At 34.3% G+C, this 19390-nt stretch carries 19 protein-coding genes and 1 riboswitch; of the genes, 17 read left to right on the forward strand and 2 right to left on the reverse strand.

The window, feature by feature from the left end; translation table 11 throughout:
• Positions 1-114: 114 nt before the first annotated feature.
• The 6 genes from DW196_RS08485 to DW196_RS08510 all read left to right on the forward strand — a co-directional run bounded on the left by DW196_RS08485 (position 115) and on the right by DW196_RS08510 (position 5012).
• The gene (locus DW196_RS08485) at positions 115-426 is read left to right on the forward strand and encodes a transposase (RefSeq protein WP_118250944.1); all 312 of its coding nucleotides are present in this window, start codon (positions 115-117) and stop codon (positions 424-426) included.
• A gap of 250 nt (positions 427-676) precedes the next feature.
• Positions 677-1057 carry a hypothetical protein gene (locus tag DW196_RS08490; protein ID WP_071457068.1) on the forward strand — a complete coding sequence of 127 codons (381 nt, stop codon included), beginning with the start codon at positions 677-679 and terminating at the stop codon, positions 1055-1057.
• Between the two features lie 55 nt (positions 1058-1112).
• Complete coding sequence (locus tag DW196_RS08495; protein ID WP_118250945.1) at positions 1113-1835, forward strand: gamma-glutamyl-gamma-aminobutyrate hydrolase family protein; 723 nt, start codon at positions 1113-1115, stop codon at positions 1833-1835.
• 163 nt (positions 1836-1998) lie between these two features.
• Positions 1999-3366: an MFS transporter gene (locus tag DW196_RS08500; RefSeq protein WP_118250946.1), complete on the forward strand. Its 1368-nt coding sequence runs from the start codon at positions 1999-2001 to the stop codon at positions 3364-3366.
• Positions 3367-3438: 72 nt separating this feature from the next.
• Positions 3439-3660 (forward strand): hypothetical protein, encoded by a 222-nt coding sequence (locus tag DW196_RS08505; protein WP_158563552.1) that lies wholly within the window; start codon positions 3439-3441, stop codon positions 3658-3660.
• A 134-nt stretch (positions 3661-3794) separates the two neighbouring features.
• Positions 3795-5012 (forward strand): multidrug efflux MFS transporter, encoded by a 1218-nt coding sequence (locus DW196_RS08510; RefSeq protein ID WP_118250959.1) that lies wholly within the window; start codon positions 3795-3797, stop codon positions 5010-5012.
• A gap of 27 nt (positions 5013-5039) precedes the next feature.
• Here the strand turns inward: DW196_RS08510 and DW196_RS08515 are convergent, their stop codons facing one another.
• Positions 5040-5243 carry a YjzD family protein gene (locus tag DW196_RS08515; protein WP_118250948.1) on the reverse strand — a complete coding sequence of 68 codons (204 nt, stop codon included), beginning with the start codon at positions 5241-5243 and terminating at the stop codon, positions 5040-5042.
• Positions 5244-5375: 132 nt separating this feature from the next.
• Between DW196_RS08515 and dnaE the strand changes: the two genes are divergently transcribed.
• The 6 genes from dnaE (at position 5376) to DW196_RS08545 (ending at position 14500) form a co-directional block, all read left to right on the forward strand.
• Positions 5376-8696, forward strand: a complete 3321-nt coding sequence (gene dnaE / locus DW196_RS08520) for a DNA polymerase III subunit alpha (protein ID WP_118250949.1) — start codon at positions 5376-5378, stop codon at positions 8694-8696.
• Between the two features lie 174 nt (positions 8697-8870).
• The gene (pfkA, locus tag DW196_RS08525; RefSeq protein ID WP_118250950.1) at positions 8871-9833 is read left to right on the forward strand and encodes a 6-phosphofructokinase; all 963 of its coding nucleotides are present in this window, start codon (positions 8871-8873) and stop codon (positions 9831-9833) included.
• Between the two features lie 34 nt (positions 9834-9867).
• Entirely contained in the window at positions 9868-11622 is a 1755-nt protein-coding gene (gene pyk / locus DW196_RS08530) for a pyruvate kinase (RefSeq protein WP_118250951.1), read from the forward strand.
• A gap of 175 nt (positions 11623-11797) precedes the next feature.
• Positions 11798-12958: an MFS transporter gene (locus DW196_RS08535; RefSeq protein WP_118250952.1), complete on the forward strand. Its 1161-nt coding sequence runs from the start codon at positions 11798-11800 to the stop codon at positions 12956-12958.
• A 105-nt stretch (positions 12959-13063) separates the two neighbouring features.
• Positions 13064-13924 (forward strand): S1 RNA-binding domain-containing protein, encoded by an 861-nt coding sequence (locus DW196_RS08540; protein WP_118250953.1) that lies wholly within the window; start codon positions 13064-13066, stop codon positions 13922-13924.
• Positions 13925-14032: 108 nt separating this feature from the next.
• Entirely contained in the window at positions 14033-14500 is a 468-nt protein-coding gene (locus DW196_RS08545; RefSeq protein WP_071457059.1) for a Fur family transcriptional regulator, read from the forward strand.
• A 13-nt stretch (positions 14501-14513) separates the two neighbouring features.
• Here DW196_RS08545 and DW196_RS08550 read toward each other — a convergent pair whose 3' ends face one another.
• Complete coding sequence (locus tag DW196_RS08550) at positions 14514-15311, reverse strand: hypothetical protein (protein ID WP_118250954.1); 798 nt, start codon at positions 15309-15311, stop codon at positions 14514-14516.
• Between the two features lie 151 nt (positions 15312-15462).
• Between DW196_RS08550 and xerD the strand changes: the two genes are divergently transcribed.
• The 5 genes from xerD (at position 15463) to DW196_RS08575 (ending at position 19330) form a co-directional block, all read left to right on the forward strand.
• On the forward strand, positions 15463-16362 hold the full coding sequence (xerD, locus tag DW196_RS08555) for a site-specific tyrosine recombinase XerD (protein WP_118250955.1): 900 nt from the start codon (positions 15463-15465) through the stop codon (positions 16360-16362).
• A 9-nt stretch (positions 16363-16371) separates the two neighbouring features.
• Positions 16372-17121, forward strand: a complete 750-nt coding sequence (locus DW196_RS08560) for a segregation/condensation protein A (RefSeq protein ID WP_118250956.1) — start codon at positions 16372-16374, stop codon at positions 17119-17121.
• Positions 17122-17712 (forward strand): SMC-Scp complex subunit ScpB, encoded by a 591-nt coding sequence (gene scpB / locus DW196_RS08565; protein ID WP_071457055.1) that lies wholly within the window; start codon positions 17122-17124, stop codon positions 17710-17712. It begins immediately after the preceding gene.
• A gap of 5 nt (positions 17713-17717) precedes the next feature.
• Positions 17718-18440, forward strand: a complete 723-nt coding sequence (locus DW196_RS08570) for a pseudouridine synthase (RefSeq protein WP_071457054.1) — start codon at positions 17718-17720, stop codon at positions 18438-18440.
• A gap of 55 nt (positions 18441-18495) precedes the next feature.
• Positions 18496-18626: riboswitch (FMN riboswitch) on the forward strand.
• 125 nt (positions 18627-18751) lie between these two features.
• A complete protein-coding gene (locus DW196_RS08575) occupies positions 18752-19330 on the forward strand; it encodes an ECF transporter S component (RefSeq protein ID WP_118250957.1) in 579 nt (192 codons plus the stop codon).
• Positions 19331-19390 lie beyond the last annotated feature (60 nt).

The raw sequence follows: 19390 nt of genomic DNA on the forward strand, positions 1-19390 counted from the left end.
GACACTTCACAGAGAATGTTATCTTTGTAGAAAACAGTAATCAGCAACCGAATTTTAACTTCTTTTCTTGCTTACGGCTCTTTATTTAAATGAGTTACTTTCTTATAGTTCTCTATTAAAAAAGCGTATCATTTTATCCAAGAATTGAAGTATGCTTATAGAACCAATGATTATGTTTTATTTTTAGAGTTATGTTCAAAGATACCTATTGAATTACCAAAGTATTTTAGAGATAAATTCAAGATATTTAGTAAGTTCTCTCAAAGAGTCATGGATGCCTTTAACTACTCTTATTCAAATGGTTTCTTAAAAAGTATTAACAATAAAATTAAAGTGATTAAACGTGAGGCCTATGGCTATCGAAACTTTCTACTATTCAAACGACGTATCTTTTTGATTCAAAATCAAGTTTTTCAGGTTAAATAAAAAATCGTGAGAATGTCTTCCCTCACTTCAATTAATTCTATTTCATTTTTGAGACTTTTTCCTCAATATTATTGTCCATCAACACAATTTGACATAGAGCCGTGATTCATTTTATTGTCTCCTTTCGTCTATTATTATTTGTATGATATAGAATAGTCAATAAGCTTTAAATGAGGCTAAAAGTCTAGAATTTTCTATTTATAAAAAAATATGATATATTTAATAAAATAATTCGCTAATGGAGGTAAATATGAAAAGAGTCTATTTTTTTGTTATTTTATCTGTTTTAATTATGATTGCAGGTTGTACAAATAAAGGTACAGGAGACAAGGCTATTTATGGGGAAGTCAAATCAGCCCTAATGTCTAAAATAAATAATTTTAATGAAGAGAAAAAAAATGAGGTATTGAATGATTACGGACTGGATAATAAAACGTTAGATGAGTTACCACTGGCTATTTATAATATTGATGGTCGTTATGTGGGTGTCATCGAAAGTAAAAAAGATGATAAAAAGTATTTTTATTACAGTGTCAAAAAGAAAAAAGTTGTAATAAAGTTGGATGAAAAAATTGGAGGACTTGACTTGGAACATATGACACCGATATACTCACAGAATAATTTTAAATAATATCTTTTTAGCACATGCCAAAAGCATCGTGATTAATATAAATTGGAGGCATTTAATGAAAAAAATGATAGGGATTTCGGCTAATGAAATAATCGATTCAGGAGAGACGTTGCATAATTTGCCAATATCATATTTACCAGCTGGCTATGTTCGTGCAGTCCAAGAAGTGGGGGGTGTACCTGTTGTGATTCCTTTAGGTAAAAAAGAGGATGCAAAGGAATACGTGAGTTTGATTGATAAACTTATTTTAACGGGCGGTCAAAATGTGACGCCAACACTTTATCTTGAAGGAAAAGAACCAATCAATGAGCATTTGTCATTACTTGAACGAGATGTTTTTGAAATGGCATTGATTAAAGAAGCGATTAAGCAACAAAAACCAATTTTTGGTGTTTGTCGTGGTATGCAATTAGTCAATGTTTATTTAGGTGGAACACTTCATCAAGATTTAAGTTTACGCAATCCAGAACCAATCCGCCATATGCAAGCCCCTATTGAAAGGTGGGTTGCGACGCATGATATTTATTTGGAAAGTGACAGTTTATTGCGTCCAATTTATGGTGCGAACGCAACAGTTAATTCGTTTCATTTTCAAAGTATCAACAAAATTGGTAATGATTTGAAAATAACAGCAGTCAGTGAAGATGGTGTAGTGGAATCAATCGAATCATCTTCTGATAATCATAAAATACTAGGTGTACAATGGCATCCAGATTTTGCATATGACACGTTAGAAAAAGAAAAAGAAGTCTTTGATTTTGTGGTGAATTCTTTTTAAGTGAATTTTACTTTTATTGGTTGACAAGTGATGTTTTTTTTTTTAAACTAATAAGGGAATAAATCGTACAGATAACACAAGTCTGACTTGTGTCGAGAGAGAGGCGAAATTTATCTTTAGGGATAAGTTTCGTTTTTTTTATGGAAAAATGGAGGGATTTTTTATGTCAGAAAAGAAATTTCATGTTAATCTAGCTGTTCTAGCAACTGGTATGATGGCTTTTTCGGGAGTGTTGATTGAAACAGCAATGAACGTGACGTTTCCAACGTTAATGGAAGATTTTAGTATTTCAACATCACAAGTGCAATGGGTGACGACGATTTATCTATTGATGATTTCGATCGTTGTGCCACTGTCATCTTACTTAATAAAAAACGTTAGCCGCCGGAAGTTGTTTGCGGTTTCAAGTGTATTATTTTTATTAGGAGTTGCTATCGATGCCTTTGCTGGTGGGTTTATTATGTTGCTGATTGGTCGTGTATTACAAGGTATCGCCACAGGTATTGCTTTACCTTTAATGTTTAACATTATTTTAACAAAAGTCCCAATGGAAAAACGTGGGATGATGATTGGTATTGGAAATCTTACAACCTCGATTGCACCAGCGATGGGGCCGACATATGGTGGTATATTGACGACCACACTAGACTGGACATATATTTATAAATTGTTGATTCCAGTATTGATTGTTTCAACACTTGTTGGATTGTATGCCATCCCAGAAGAAGAAAAATCCGTGAGTGATTCAATTAATGCCAAAGCAGTTCTTTATTTATCCGTGATGTTTACTGGATTGTTGATGTTCTTTAGTTATTTAGAACAACCATTAGGATGGGTAGCTTTAGTGATTGGATTAATCAGTGCTGGGTTATTCTATAAAACAAATAAACAAAAAACATTACTTAATTTAGTTGTTTTTAAAAATACTCGCTTTACGATTTACTTAATGTCATTCTTGGTTTATCAAATTCTTTTACTTGGTGTATCGTTTGTTTTACCAAACTTTATTCAAATCGTCCAAAATGTTCCAGCTTCGAATGCTGGGATGATGATGTTTCCCGGGGCTTTAATCGGTGCGTTATTTGCACCAGTGTCAGGAAAAATATTAGATAAGTTAGGATTTAAAAAGCCCATAGGTGTGGGAATATTATTTGCGATTTTAGGTTGGTTAATGTTAATTATGGTGATTCAAACAGGAAACATTGCATTGATTATTTTATCTCATGTCACTTTTATGATAGGTGTGGGCTTGTCTTACAGTAATGTCATGACTGTTGGATTATCTTCTATTAAAGAAGATTTACAAGATGATGGAAATGCCATTTTTAGTACATTACAACAATTTATGGGTGCTATTTCAACGTCATTTGTCGCAATTGTTGTGGGAATTTTTCAATCAGGACAAAATGATTTTGTTCAAGGAACAAGTACTGGGTCAAAAGTAGCTTTAGTCTGTTTATTTATTTTATTACTAATGAGTAGTTTATTTGTTATTAAAACATTTAAATCGAATAAAAACGAAAATCTTTAGAGAAATCTAAAGATTTTTTAAATATACATATACTATAAAAAAAGTGCTATTTGTATGTAACAGAAGAAAATAATGTCGTATGATTGTAATGAGGTGATTATTATGGTGACAAATACAAGTAAGTGGCAAAATAAAATGAACCATATGTTAAAAGAATCAGAAAATGAGGCTTTAGAAAGTTATAAAGATCAGCTTAAAGTATATAATATGATAAAAATAAAGCAAGAGCTAGTTGATATTAAGAGATCTGTTCACGAAATCGAGAGGTTTCTATCTGATAAGATTAAAAACTAGAAATGCTGTAATGAGTATATAACGGTATATAAAATTATTTTGACCAAATTAATAAAAAATATTCTATTTACTTTCATTTAGATACAATAGGAGTATAATATACAAGAATAAATGAAAGGGTGGATATTATTTCGATGAAGGTTGACTGGAAACGAAATATGTATATTGCTTGGATTGGGTGTTTCTTTACTGGTGCGAGTTATAGTTTAGTGATGCCGTTTATCTCAATATACATCGAACAATTGGGAGCACCAAGCGATAAAGTAGAATTTTATGCTGGATTATCTATTAGTTTAACCGCGTTGTCTGCAGCTATTGTAGCACCATTATGGGGTAGTTTAGCTGATAGAAAAGGCCGCAAAATAATGATGATTCGTGCAGCAGCAGGTATGACAATCACGATGGGGTCATTAGCGTTTGTTCCGAATGTATTTTGGTTATTATTTATGAGATTTTGTAATGGATTGTTATCTGGGTATGTTCCAAATGCAACAGCAATGATTGCTTCGCAGGCGCCAAAGGATAAAAATGGAATGGCTTTAGGAACTCTAGCAACAGGAGCAGTAGCCGGAAGTTTAATTGGCCCGTCACTAGGTGGACTGTTAGCAGAGACTGTTGGTATTAAAAATGTTTTCTTAGTAACAGGGAGTATTTTATTTGTGACAACCATGCTTACTATCTTTTTTATTCATGAAGATTTTGAACCTGTTGAAAGAAAAGATATGGTATCAACAAAAGAAGTCTTTCAAAGTGTGAAACAACCGAAAGTATTAATTGGTTTGTTTATCACTACGGCTATTATCCAAATAGGAATGACTAGTATCAGCCCTATTTTAACTTTGTATGTGAGAGAACTTGGTGGTCAAACGAGTAATATTTTGTTTGTCAGTGGATTGATTGTGTCTGTTGCTGGTGTCTCTGAGTTTTTTGCTGCACCTTTTTTGGGTAAATTAGGAGATCGTATTGGCAGTCATTATGTCTTAATAGGTGGTTTGGTGTTGTCGTTTTTATTTATTTTACCAATGTCAATGGTCCAGTCGCCGTTTCAATTAGGTGTGTGTCGTTTTCTACTAGGCTTTTCAACAGGGGCATTAATGCCATCAGTTAATACGCTGATTAGTAAAATCACACCAATGAATGGTGTTGGCCGGGTTTTTAGTTTTAACCAAATGTTTACGAGTCTAGGGCAAGTTGCAGGGCCAATGGTTGGCTCACTTGTAGCAAATGGATTTGGTTATCGTGCGGTATTTGTCGCAACAAGTTTACTGATTTTGATGAATATTACCATTAGTTTCTTTAACTTTAAAAATCAGCTATCTATTAAAGAGTTGATAAAAGAGTTTAAACATTAAATAAAAAACATGTAAGAGAAAAGTCTCCTACATGTTTTTTTTATTTTTAGATTTTTTTTCGTCGCTTGGCGCTGCTACTTCAGCAATAATCATTACGATGGCACAAGCAATTAAAGATACAATCACAGTTCCAGTGAAGTTGTAATCAGTGACTCCATGAAGTGCTCCACCAATATAACTAACCACTTGTCCTAATAAAATTGCCCAAATAAAGACAACAATTCTTCCCATGTCTAATGCACCTCTTTTCAAGAATAAGTTTACCAATCTTTGCTTTAAAAGTAAAGGATTGAAAGTGTTGTTTATAAATAGAGTGCGACTTATTATGGTATACTAAAAAGAGAAGATTAATGGAGGGGTTTCATGGATTTGGGACAGTTACAAGTTAGATCAGAATATTCATTATTATCCAGTACCAATCGCATAAAGGATCTTGTGTTTGAAGCCAAAGAACGTGGCTACACAAGTTTAGCGATTACTGATATTGATACCCTTCATGGTGTCGTTTTATTTTATCAAGAATGTATCAGACAAGGGATTAAACCACTGATTGGAATGACCCTTTCATATAGAACGAAAGAACAAATTGATGCGCAACTTATTTTACTAGCTAAAAATCTTTCTGGCTACCATCATTTGATGAAAATTGCGACGGAAAAAGCGATGACAGACAGAAAAGAGTTATTTTCTTTAGAGGAAATCCAGCCTTATTTAAGTGATTTGATCGTTATTTTCCCGTGGCAAACAAGTGAGTTATATCAGTTGCAACGAGCAGTTGGTAGTGAGCAAATGGAGCATCGAACAATCGACTTGTTAGACCTGCTAAAAAATACAGATGTATATGGTGGAATAAATGCTTTAAAGGCTAAAGATGAAGAGTTAGAGTATTGGCAATATTATTATAAAAAATATAGTTTACCAGTTGTGCCACTGCAAGATGTCCGATATTTAAACCCAAGTGATGACTTTTCTGTGACTGTGTTAGAACACATTGAAACAGGTGACGTGATTCCTGTAGATTTTGAACAATTATCTGGTGATTATTATTTACCACAAATGACTGACTTTAAAATACTTTATGAAGAAAAGGGTTTGTCTGATTGTTTAATCAATAGTCAAAAAATTGTTGAGATGATTGATTTAGAGGTTCCATTGCATCAAAAACTATTGCCAAGTTTTCCAGTGCCAGAAAAGGAAACAGCATATACTTATTTGCGTCAATTATGCCAAGCTGGTCTTGAGTTTAGATTGCAAGGACAACTAAATGAAGAATATCAAGCGCGTCTTGATATGGAATTAGACGTGATTCATGAGATGGGATACGATGATTATTTTCTGATTGTATGGGACGTCATGAAATATGCTAGAGACCATCATATCGTGACTGCTTGTCGTGGTTCTGCAGCGGGATCTCTCGTATCATATGTCTTGCAAATTACTGATGTTGACCCAATCGAGTATCAGTTACTTTTTGAGCGATTTTTAAATAAAGAACGTTACACCATGCCGGATATTGATATGGATATCCCTGATAACAGGCGTGAAGAATTACTACAATACGTTAATAAAAAATACGGTGAGAACCGAGTAGCACAAATTGCAACATTTGGTACTCTTGCGGCAAAAATGGCTGTCAGAGATGTCAGTCGCGTGTTTGGCTTATCACAAAATGAAGCCAATCGTTGGGCTAATGCTATTCCAAAAGATTTAAAGATAACTCTTAGTGAAGCGTATGATAAATCGAAAGCTTTGCGTGAATTAGTGGGTCATTCTTATAAAAATAAATTACTCTTTGATACAGCAAAACGCATTGAAGGATTGCCAAGACATGTGTCAACGCATGCGGCAGGAGTTGTAATTAGTGACCAAGATTTAACAAATCTCATTCCATTGCAAGAAGGAAACAACGGTATTCCATTAACCCAGTTTGCGATGGGAGAAGTTGAAGAGATCGGTTTGTTAAAAATGGATTTTCTTGGTTTACGAAACCTGTCTATCATAGGAAACGCACTATCTTCAATCGAATATCAGACAGGAAAGCATTTATCATTAGCCGATATTCCTTTAGATGATGAAAAAACGTTAGAATTATTTAGCCAGGGCAACACGGTCGGCGTGTTTCAATTTGAGTCAAAAGGAATAAAAAATGTTCTGCAGAAATTAGGTCCAACATCTATTGAAGATATCGCATCAGTCAATGCGTTGTATCGACCGGGTCCAATGGAAAACATTGACACGTTTGTGCGACGAAAAAAAGGACAAGAGCCAATTACTTATCCGCATGACAGTTTAAAACCAATTTTACATTATACTTATGGGGTTATTGTTTACCAAGAACAGGTTATGCAAGTGGCATCTAAAATGGCTGGATTTAGTTTAGGTGAAGCGGATATTTTACGTCGTGCAATTAGTAAAAAAAGCAAGGATGTGATTGATACAGAGCGTGATCATTTTGTCAATGGTGCGTTAAAACAAGGCTATACAAAAGATGTGGCGATGCAAGTGTATGATTACATCGAACGTTTTGCTAATTATGGGTTTAACCGCTCGCATGCTGTCGTGTATTCAGTGATTGCGTATCAGATGGCCTATTTAAAGGTTCATTATCCAACTGCCTTTTTCCAAGCAATTTTGCATTCAGTGAAAAATAATCCAGCAAAAATGAACGAATACGTGGTAGAGGCAAAAGAAGCCGGTTTAACGATTACTCCACCAGATATTAATAGAAGTGAATACAGTTTTACGTTTAATAAAGGCAATATTATTTATGGCTTTTCATCTGTCAAAGGGATTCGAAAAGATTTTATCCAACATCTTTTAACTATTCGAAAAGAAGGTGGTCCATTTAAGTCATTAGAGAATTTCCTGATACGAATTAGTGGCAAGTGGTTAAAACAAGCGAATATTTTGCCATTGATTTATATTGGTGCGTTTGATCGGTTGCATCAAAATAGAAAACAGTTGATTATTGACTTGGATTCTATGATACAAAACATCGAATATAGTGGTGGCAGTGTAGATTTATTAGATATACTTGCTTTAAAGAAGGAAACATGTACAGATTTTACTGTCGAAGAAAAATTGGAACAAGAAGTGGAGTACTTAGGGACGTATGTGTCTGCTCATCCAGTTGATTTTTATGCCAATAAATTCATTAGTCTATCTACTACTAAAGCATCACAGCTAATACCTAATCAAGAAGTGACGGTGTTGTTGTATTCATCTAGTGTGAAAAAAATTCGCACGAAAAAAGGGGAATCAATGGCGTTTCTTGAAGGAACAGATCAAACGGGTAAGTTGTCTGTCACGCTTTTTCCAACGGTTTACCGAGCAGTGCAATCTATATTAGGGGAACAAGAAGTTTATGTTGTTAGAGGAAAAGTAGAAAAAAGTCGTTATAATCAAGAATTACAAATCATTGCCAATGATGTTCGTTTAGCTAAAGATGTGAAAGAAGTTTTAAGATGTTTCATAAATATAACGAAAGAAAATGACACGAATCAATTGTTAGCAGATTTACAAAGTGTGTTATTGTCATTTCCAGGAGAGTGCCCGGTTATTTTAGTATTTCGTCATAAACATGATAATACGTTGTTAAATAAGCGTTATTGGGTAAATGATAATTCTGAATTAATTAGTAAGGTGAGTTCTTTATTAGGTGAAGGGATGATCATATTCAAGTGAAATGATTCTTAAAAAAACATTAGAAGATAAAATGTATTTTCAATTTTTTTTCAATTTTTATAGATAGGCAAAGACATTTACAGAAAATAATGGTAGAATAGTCTTTGGATTTAAGTATTTTTTACATAATAAAAATACATGAGTAAGTACAACTTAGTAAAGGTGGTTATAACTATGAAACGCATTGCTATTTTGACGAGTGGTGGAGATGCACCTGGTATGAATGCTGCTATTCGTGCGGTAACACGTAAAGCCATTTATGAAGGTATGGAAGTTTATGGTATAAACTATGGATTTGCTGGTTTAGTCGCTGGTGATATTCGTAAGTTAGATGTTCCAGATGTAGGGGATATCATTCAACGTGGTGGAACTGTGTTATATTCAGCACGTTACCCAGAGTTTGCAACAGAGGAAGGACAACTTAAAGGGATTGAACAACTAAACAAATTTGGTATCGAAGGATTAGTTGTTATCGGTGGTGACGGTAGTTATCATGGTGCATTAGCATTAACAAAACGTGGATTCCCAGCTGTTGGTATTCCAGGAACAATTGACAACGATATTCCAATGACAGATTACACAATTGGATTTGATACAGCTATTAACACTGTATTAGATGCAATGGATAAAATACGTGACACTGCAACATCTCACGTACGTACATTTATTATTGAAGTAATGGGTCGTGATGCTGGAGATATCGCTTTATGGGCAGGTGTTGCCGGTGGAGCAGATGATATTATTATTCCAGAACATGATTTTGATATGGCACAAGTTGCTCAAAAAATTCGTGAAGGCCGTGACCGTGGTAAAAAACATTGTTTAATCGTCTTAGCAGAAGGTGTGATGTCAGGTCATAAATTTGCTGACGAATTAGCAAAGTACGGAGATTTCCATGCTCGTGTATCCGTATTAGGACACGTTGTACGTGGTGGAGCACCATCAGCTCGAGATCGTGTTTTAGCAAGTAAATTCGGTGGATTTGCGGTTGACTTACTAAAAAATGGTCAAGGTGGATTATGTATTGGTTCTGTAAACAATGAAATTGTGGCAAATGATATCATTGAAACATTAGAACAAAAGAAACATCAGCCGGATTTGAGTTTGTATGATTTAAATCATCAAATCTCATTTTAATATAAATAAAAAAATACTAAGGAGCGTTTTTTACATGAAAAAAACTAAAATTGTTTGTACAATCGGTCCAGCAAGTGAATCTTTAGACACATTAGTTGAATTAATGAATTCAGGAATGAACGTAGCTCGCTTGAACTTTTCACATGGAGATTTTGAAGAACATGGAGCACGTATTAAAAATATTCGTGAAGCGGCAAAAATTACTGGTAAAACCATTGCAATTTTATTAGATACAAAAGGTCCAGAAATTCGTACGCATAATATGAAAGATGGCATCGTTGAATTAATGACTGGTGATACAGTTCGCATTGCAATGAGTGAAGTAGAAGGAACAAAAGAAAAATTCTCAATTACTTACCCAGGTTTAATTGATGATGTTCGTGTAGGAAGCCATATCCTTTTAGATGATGGATTAATTGACTTAGAAGTAATCGAAATCGATTCAGTTAATAAAGAAATCGTCACAAAAGTATTAAACGAAGGCGTATTGAAAAACAAAAAAGGTGTTAACGTACCTAACGTAAGTATTAACTTACCTGGTATCACTGAAAAAGATGCAGCTGATATTCGTTTTGGTATTGAAAACGATGTTGATTTCATCGCTGCAAGTTTCGTTCGTCGTCCAAGTGATGTTTTAGAAATCACTGAAATCTTAGAACAAGAAAATGCGACACATATTCAAATTATTTCTAAAATTGAAAACCAAGAAGGTATTGATAACTTAGATGATATCTTAAAAGTATCTAGTGGTTTAATGGTTGCTCGTGGTGACATGGGTGTTGAAATTCCAACTGAAAATGTACCAGTTGTACAAAAAGAAATGATTAGAAAATGTAATGCTTTAGGTAAACCAGTTATTACGGCAACTCAAATGTTAGATTCTATGCAAAAAAATCCTCGTCCAACACGTGCTGAAGCAAGTGACGTGGCAAACGCGATTTATGATGGAACTGATGCTGTTATGTTATCTGGTGAAACAGCTGCAGGGGAATACCCAATTGAAGCTGTTAGAACAATGAGAAATATCGCTGTTCGTACAGAATCTGATTTAACTGATCGTGATGCATATGCTCTTAAATTACATAGAAAAACTGATATGACTGAATCAATTGGTCAAGCAGTTGGACATACAGCTAAAAACTTAGACATCCAAACAATTGTGGCTGCGACAGAATCAGGACATACAGCGCGTATGATTTCTAAATATCGTCCAAAAGCTCACATTGTAGCGGCAACATTTACAGATCGTGTAGCAAGAAGTTTAGCATTAAACTGGGGTGTATTCCCAATAGTGACATCTAAACCAGATTCTACAGACGATATGTTTGTTCTTGCAACTAAAATTGCAAAAGAAACAGGTTTCTCTAAAGATGGTGATTTAATCATCATTACTGCTGGAGCACCAATCGGTGAAAAAGGAACAACTAACTTAATGAAAATTCAGTTAATTGGTTCTAAATTATGTGCTGGACAAGGAATTGGTGACACAGCTGTTTCAGCTAAAGCAATTGTTGCTTCTTCTGCTGACGAAGCAAACAAAGTGATGGAAGATGGTGCTATCTTAGTTGTGAAAACAACAGATAAAGATTACATGCCAGCTATCTCAAAAGCTTCAGCAATCGTTGTTGAAGATGGTGGATTAACTAGCCATGCAGCAGTTGTTGCCATTGCTGAAAACATTCCAGTAGTTGTTGGTGTTGAAGATGCAACATCAGTTATCTCAAATGGAACAACTTTAACAATTGATCCTCGTCAGGGATATATCTACGAAGGCGAAACAACTATTTAATTAACAAAAAAAGAGTTTTAATAAAATATGGGTGGGAGTGGTAAACTCCTGCCCTTTATTTGTTTATATGTATAAAAAGCAGGTAAAAAAAATATTTTAAAATACTATGGCTTTTTTTCAGACGAGTGGTGTAGAATGGTCTAGATTAGACTTATAGGAAAGGAGCATAAAATAAATGACAAATAAAAAAAGTATGATGCACTTAGCAATTTCTAATTTATTTTTAGTATTTTTGGGTGCCGGATTAGTTATCCCAGTCATGCCAATGCTAAAAGAAGACATGCATTTGTCAGGGTCTACTATGGGATTGATGATTTCTGTTTTTGCTGTGTTGCAATTAATCGTCTCACCAATCGCCGGTAGTTTGTCTGATAAAGTCGGACGAAAATTAATCATTGCAATCGGGATGTTAATTTTTGCTATTTCAGAACTGATTTTTGGTTTAGGTCAAGTGGTCAGTTGGTTGTACGTCTCTCGTGGACTTGGTGGGATTGCAGCTGCGTTAATCATGCCATCAGTTACAGCATATGTCGCTGACGTGACCACGTTTGATGAACGACCAAAAGCTATGGGATTAGTTTCTGCAGCCATTAGTGGTGGGTTTATCATTGGACCTGGAGCTGGTGGATTTTTAGCCCATTTTGGTATGAGGGTCCCATTTTTTGCTGCGGCGTTTTTAGCGTTTGTTGGATTCATTATGACCATGCTTATTTTAAAAGAGCCTGAGAAACAATTAGTTCATGGTCAATTAGCAGAGAAAGGCTCTGTAATGGATATTTTAAAAGATCCAATCTTTACATTCCCATTTGTTGTTATTTTGATTTCGTCATTTGGGTTGCAATCATTTGAATCAATTTATAGTATCATGGCGACCGTTAATTTTAATTTTTCAACCTCAGAAATTGCGGCAATCATCACTGTAAGTGGTGTGTTGGCTTTGATTTGTCAGTTGGTCTTTTTTGATGGGATTATCAAGCGAATTGGTGAGGTTGGATTAATTCGAGTATCGTTTTTTGCGAGCGCTATATTTGTCGGGGTAATTGCCTTTACAGATAGCAAGTGGGTTGTTGTATTGTCGACATTTGTGGTATTTTTAGCATTTGACTTATTAAGACCTGGGATTACAACGTATTTATCAAAACACGCAGGAGACAGGCAAGGTACGGTTAATGGGTTAAACTCAACTTTTACCAGTTTTGGTAATATTTTAGGCCCAATGGCTTCAGGGATATTATTTGATATCAATCATTTCTACCCATACTATGTGTCAGCTATTGTGTTACTTTTGACAAGTTTCTTATCTTTAATGTGGAAAAAAGAATTACCAGAAAAATAAGAGATAATTGAGCAGTGACTCAGTTATCTCTTTTATATTTGTAATAGAGAATATGAGAATATTTTATGATATAATGTGAGAACAACGAAAGGATGGGCAAAATACATGAAAGATTTAATAGGTAGCGTGTGGAGCGGGTTAATTATTGATGAAAACGATCAGTTGTTTTTTGTGCAAAAAAATGGTGTGACGTTTCATTTAAATAAGTCCGAAGGCGATTTTAAAATAGGAGATATGGTGGAAGGGTTTGGTTATGAAAATCAAAAGCATGATCGAATTTTTACAACAAACATTCCAGAGATTCAACAACATAAATTTGGCTTTGCTGAAGTAGTTGATTCAAGACGTGATTTAGGAGTGTTTGTTGATATTGGTTTACCAGATAAAGAAGTGGTAGTTTCTCTTGATGAGTTACCAGAGATGAAACAATTATGGCCGAAAAAAGGTGATATGTTATTAGTTCGTTTGTCAGTAGATGAAAAAGCAAGACTTTGGGCGAACATTGCAGATGATATGACGTTTTTAGCTATGTCAAAAGCAGCAGATGAAGAATCAATGAAGAATAAAAATATCACAGGAGTTGTATACCGCTTAAAAATGGTGGGGACTTTTGTGTTTACAGATGACCACTATGTGGCATTTATCCACCCATCAGAACGATATGATGAACCACGTTTAGGTGAAATCGTAAATGGTCGAGTGATTGGTGTTCGTCCTGATGGTATGTTAAACATGTCATTAAAACCAAGAGCTTATGAAGTAATCTCTGATGACGCACAAATGATTTTAACCTTCTTAGAACGTTCTCAAGATGGAATGATTCCATTTAGCGATAAATCCACCCCAGAAGAAATTAAGCAAACATTTGCGATTAGTAAAGGACAATTTAAACGTGCTCTAGGGTCATTAATGAAAGAAAAACGCGTGATTCAAAAAGATGGAAAAACCTATTTAGTTAAAGATTAGCCATCTAATTGAGAATAGGTTGATTTTGTACATTAGATAAATTATAATTTATATGAACTTATGTTGAGTGATAATAAGAATGATTATAAAAAGGATGTGCAAGCTACTATGGAACAGCAAGGTCTAGCATTGCAGAGGATAAAAGATCAGTTACATGAAGCCAATTATAAATTAACGCCGCAACGTGAAGCAACAGTTTTAGTCCTACTTGAAAACGAAAAAGATCATTTGTCAGCTGAAGAAATCTACATGCTAGTAAAATTAAAAACACCTGATATCGGCTTAGCGACTGTCTATCGTACGCTTGAAATGTTGACAGAATTAAATGTACTGGATAAAGTAAATTTTAATGATGGGTTATCAAGATATGATATGAGAAAAGAAGGAGCTAAACACTTTCATCATCATTTATTATGCTTAGAATGTGGTAACATTGATGAAATCGAAGAGGATTTATTAGGTGATGTTGAGAAAATAGTGGAAACAAATTTTTGTTTTAAAGTGACAGATCATCGCCTAACTTTTCACGGCATTTGCCAATCTTGTCAAGAAAAAAACAAGTCGTCTGTTGAGTAGATGACTTGTTTTTTTATGTGATGTAAATAGGTGGGTGTTCTCTTTTCAAAAACTCCTCTTGCTCAGATACATAAAGTAATTTGAAATTATCCGCATCAATATGAAGATAGGGATTCACTATGTAGTTATCTTTTGATAGAAAAATGATTTGTTCGCTGACAAGCCCTCGAACCAATTCAAACTCAATCGGCAAGATAATTTGTTTAGATAGACGTTTGGTTGTACGATTAATCAAATTAATTTTTGCTAAAATAACTGGATTTAGTGGTCGGTTTTCAAAGAAAATATGTTTTGTTTGTTTGAATTGAGGATTATTTAACGTCATGATTGGACAAACTGCTGTGCTGAGTGACTTGTTTTGCATAATCACATTTAAATCTTCTCTTGTTGCGCTTGTTAGGGCGATTAATTCAAATTCTTGATTTAATAATCGTTTTACTTTCGCATCCTTAGTGAAAAAATTTTGCTTAGCAAGCTCTGATAAGTGCTCATCTACTCTCTGACAGATGTATTTTTCCGCTTCTGTACATTCTTTAATGAATGATTGATACATGGGAAGTGAAATAAAGAAAAAACCAATAATAGAAAACAAAATGAAAACTATCGGTGATAGCCACCACGGAACGGGAAAGTTAATCATCACAAAAATTGTTAGGATGAGAGAAACAGGGATGAAAAAAATTAACGACAGATAAAAGTAATTCTTTTTTTGACGGTATATATCATCAAATTCATCTGTATAATGTTTGCTATTTATATTTAAAAAATCTAATAGGTTGATATTTTTATATGTTTCTTTCTTTGGAAACACATAAGTTCCTCCTTCCTTTTGACCAATATGTTTATTGTATAATTTAACGATTAAAAAGTCTATGTAAAATAATAAAAATTCATCTGTATTTTTAAGATAGTATTTGCGTATAAAAACTGTTAAAATAATTACTATTGATTGGGGAGGTAGTATGAGAACGTATTTGGAAGAGTATTTGCATTATTTAAAGATTGAACGAGGGTTATCATATAATACGATTGTCAGTTACGAACGTGATTTAAATCAATATTTGGCCTATTTAGATAATAGAGGAATTCATGAGTTAAGTCAGATTGATCGTTTTGTGATAATGGATTTTTTGACTTTTTTAAAAGAAGAAAACAAATCGTCTACCACGATTATTCGTATGGTATCGAGCTTGCGTAAATTTCATCAATTTTTACATCAAGAGCGTCATACTGATACAGATCCCATGCAATATATTGATACACCGAAAAAAAGACAGTCGTTACCTAAAACGGTGTCAATTGAAGAAGTTGAAAAAATTATTGAAGCCCCTGATACGACCACTGTATTAGGTATGCGAGATCGTGCTATTTTAGAAGTGATGTATGCCACAGGACTTCGTGTGACGGAATTAATTACTTTAAAGTTAAGTGATTTACATTTGACTATTGGGTTGTTAAAAACGTTAGGTAAAGGTGATAAGGAACGAATTGTGCCTTTAGGGGATCAAGCGATATATTGGATTAACACATATTTAGAAAAATCACGTCCAGAGTTGGCAATAAAAAATAAAGCCGATGTGACAAACGATGTGTTATTTTTAAACTATCAGGGTAAACCATTTTCTAGGCAAGGAATTTGGAAAAATTTAAAAATTTATGTGACAGAAGTGGGCATTGAAAAAGATGTGACACCTCATACACTTCGCCATAGCTTTGCGACCCATTTGCTAGAAAATGGCGCTGATTTACGCATTGTCCAAGAATTATTAGGGCATGCGGATATATCAACCACCCAAATATACACGCATATCAGCAAACAACGACTAGCTGATGTCTACAAAGAACATTTTCCAAGAGCGTGAGGTAGAAGTATGGAAGAAATAAATGTAAAATTAGATATTTTTGAAGGGCCACTGGATTTATTGCTTCATTTAATCAAAACACTTGAGATTGATATATATGATATCCCGATTGCTGAAATTACTGAGCAGTATATGAATTACATTCACACAATGCGTACACTTGATTTAGAGATTGCTGGAGAGTTTCTAGTGATGGCAGCTACACTTATGGCGATAAAAAGTAAAATGCTATTGCCACAAGAAGTCGTTGAAGTAGACGATGAGAGTGAATACGACGCACTGGATCCACGTGAAGTGTTAGTGCAACAATTATTAGATTATAAAAAATTTAAGTATGTGGCAACGGTTTTAAAAGAGATGGAAACCGAGCGTGGAGACTATTTTACCAAAGAAGCAACCGATTTATCTGATTATGAAAAAGAGTGTGCACCACTTGAACCCAATGAGGTGACAATGATTGATCTTTATTTAGCGATTCATGATGTCATGACTCGAGCAAAAGAAATGGAACCCATGGAAACAAGTATTGTGATGGAAGATTACACGATTGATGATAGAATAGAGTTTGTAATGAGCCGGGTGAGTACACTATCTAAAACTGAATATGTGTTGTTTGACGAGTTATTTACCGTTTATACACGCTCAGAGATTGTGATGACATTTCTTGCTATGTTAGAATTAATTAAGAAGAGAGATATCGTGGTGAAACAGTCATCAGTGGATGCGACTATCCAGATTTTTAATAAAGAGGGACAATAGATGTTAGGACAAAAAATTGAAGCGTTGCTGTTTGTATCAGGAGAAGAGGGCATTGGACTAAACGAGCTGAGTCATTTGATGAATGAACCCACAGCAACAATTTATCAAGCATTAGAAGAATTAAAACAAGCATATGAAGATAACCCAAGTAGTGCGTTGACAATTTTAGAGGCAGGGAATCGTTTTATGATGACCACAAAAAAAGAGATGGCACCTTTATTAAAAGATTATGCCCAATCTTCTATTAATCAAAGATTGTCGAAAATTGCACTTGAGACATTGGCAATTATTGCCTATAAGCAACCTATCACACGTTCTGAAATTGAACAAATAAGAGGGGTGCAGAGTTCAGGGTCGATTCAAAAACTAATGCACAAGCAATTGATTGAAGAAAAAGGGCGAGTTGATGGACCAGGACGAGCGATTTTATATGGTACAACGGCTTACTTTTTTGATTATTTTGGATTAAAAAGCATTGCGGATTTACCAGATATTCATGAGTTAGATGAGGAATTAGAAGATGATTTAGAATCGACTGATTTGTTTTTTGACCGATTTAAAGAACAGTTTGACGAAGAGAAAGAAGAGTGAACTAAATGGAACGATTACAAAAAGTGATGGCACATTGTGGTGTGGCTTCAAGAAGAAAATCAGAAGAATTAATCCAAGCAGGACGTGTGACGGTTAATGGCAAAAAAGTAACAGAGTTAGGTGTAAAAGTCAGTCAGTCAGATAAAGTTGAAGTAGATGGTGTGCCAATTTATCAAGAGCAACCAGTGTATTATTTGTTTTATAAACCAAAAAATGTCATCTCAGCTGTGTCAGATGATAAAGATCGCCCAGTAGTAACAGATTATTTTCATAGTGTTCCTGAGCGCATTTTTCCAGTTGGTCGACTAGACTATGATACATCAGGACTATTGATTATGACCAATGATGGTGAATTTGCAAATCTGTTAACTCATCCAAAACATGAAATTGATAAGGTATATGTCGCAAAAGTTAAAGGCATTGCGACAAAAGAAATGTTAAAACCATTACGTAATGGCATTAGAGTTGATGGTAGAAAAACTGCACCAGCACGATTTAAAATTTTATCAACAGATGCTAGAAAAAATACTTCTGTCGTGGAATTGATTATCCATGAGGGACGTAATCACCAAGTTAAAAATATGTTAGCAGCAGTTGATTTACCAGTGATGAAATTAAAGCGAGAAAAAGTTGCGACACTTGATTTATTTGGTTTGAATCCTGGTGACTACAGAGAAATGACTAAAAAAGAAGTGAGTCAATTATACGTTTTAGCTAACAAAGAGTAAGTTTTTGTTGCTTTATAAAAAAAATACGGTATAATGAAATTATAAAAATATAAAAGGTCGTCTTCACGGGCAGGGTGTAATTCCCGACCGGTGGTTAAAGTCCACGAACTAGTTATCCTATGGTGACTAGCCGATTTGGTGAAATTCCAATACCGACAGTTAGAGTCTGGAGTAAAGAAGATAGGGCTTATTTGAGTATACAATCAAGTAAACCACTGTTTTTTTGCGCGCGTAAACGGCAAGAAAGCAGTTTTTTTGTGTACTTGATCCAAGTCTTTTCCGGGGATGGTCCTGAATAGGGGGATTTTCTTATGAACACAGGTAAGACAGAAAAAATGGTGACACTATCATTATTGGCGGGGATTGCGTATCTTTTAATGTTTATTGAGATACCAATTTTACCAGTATTTGGGTGGCTAAAATTAGATTTTAGTGACATTCCAATTTTAATTGGTACATTTTTATATGGTCCAGTTAGTGGTATTTTAGTAGCATTTATTCGTTCAACGCTAAATTTCATCACAAGTGGTGGAAATCTAGGAGCGTTAATCGGTAACGGAGCTGGATTTTTAGCAACAGTTTGTTATTTAGTACCAATTTATAACATGATGAAGAAAAAACATTCAAACAAAAATTTAATTCAAGGTATTATGTACGCAACAGTTTTAATGACTATATTCATGAGTGTGGCTAATTACTTTGTTATTACACCGTTTTATTTAAATGTATTGGGCATGGATTTTGGTATGTCAATTGCAACAATGATTCTTTATGGAATTGTACCATTTAATTTAATTAAAGGAACAGCCGTTGGAGTCGCATTTTTTGTAGTTTACAAAAAAGTTATTCCAGTACTGGAAAAAAGAATTGCAAAAAAAGTTAGCAATTAAACAAAAAAGGCTCTTTGTCAACTACTGTTGGTAAGAGTTAAAACGTTAGAATTTAGGATC

The organism is Vagococcus sp. AM17-17, assembly GCF_003471765.1.
GTDB lineage: Bacteria > Bacillota > Bacilli > Lactobacillales > Vagococcaceae > Vagococcus > Vagococcus teuberi.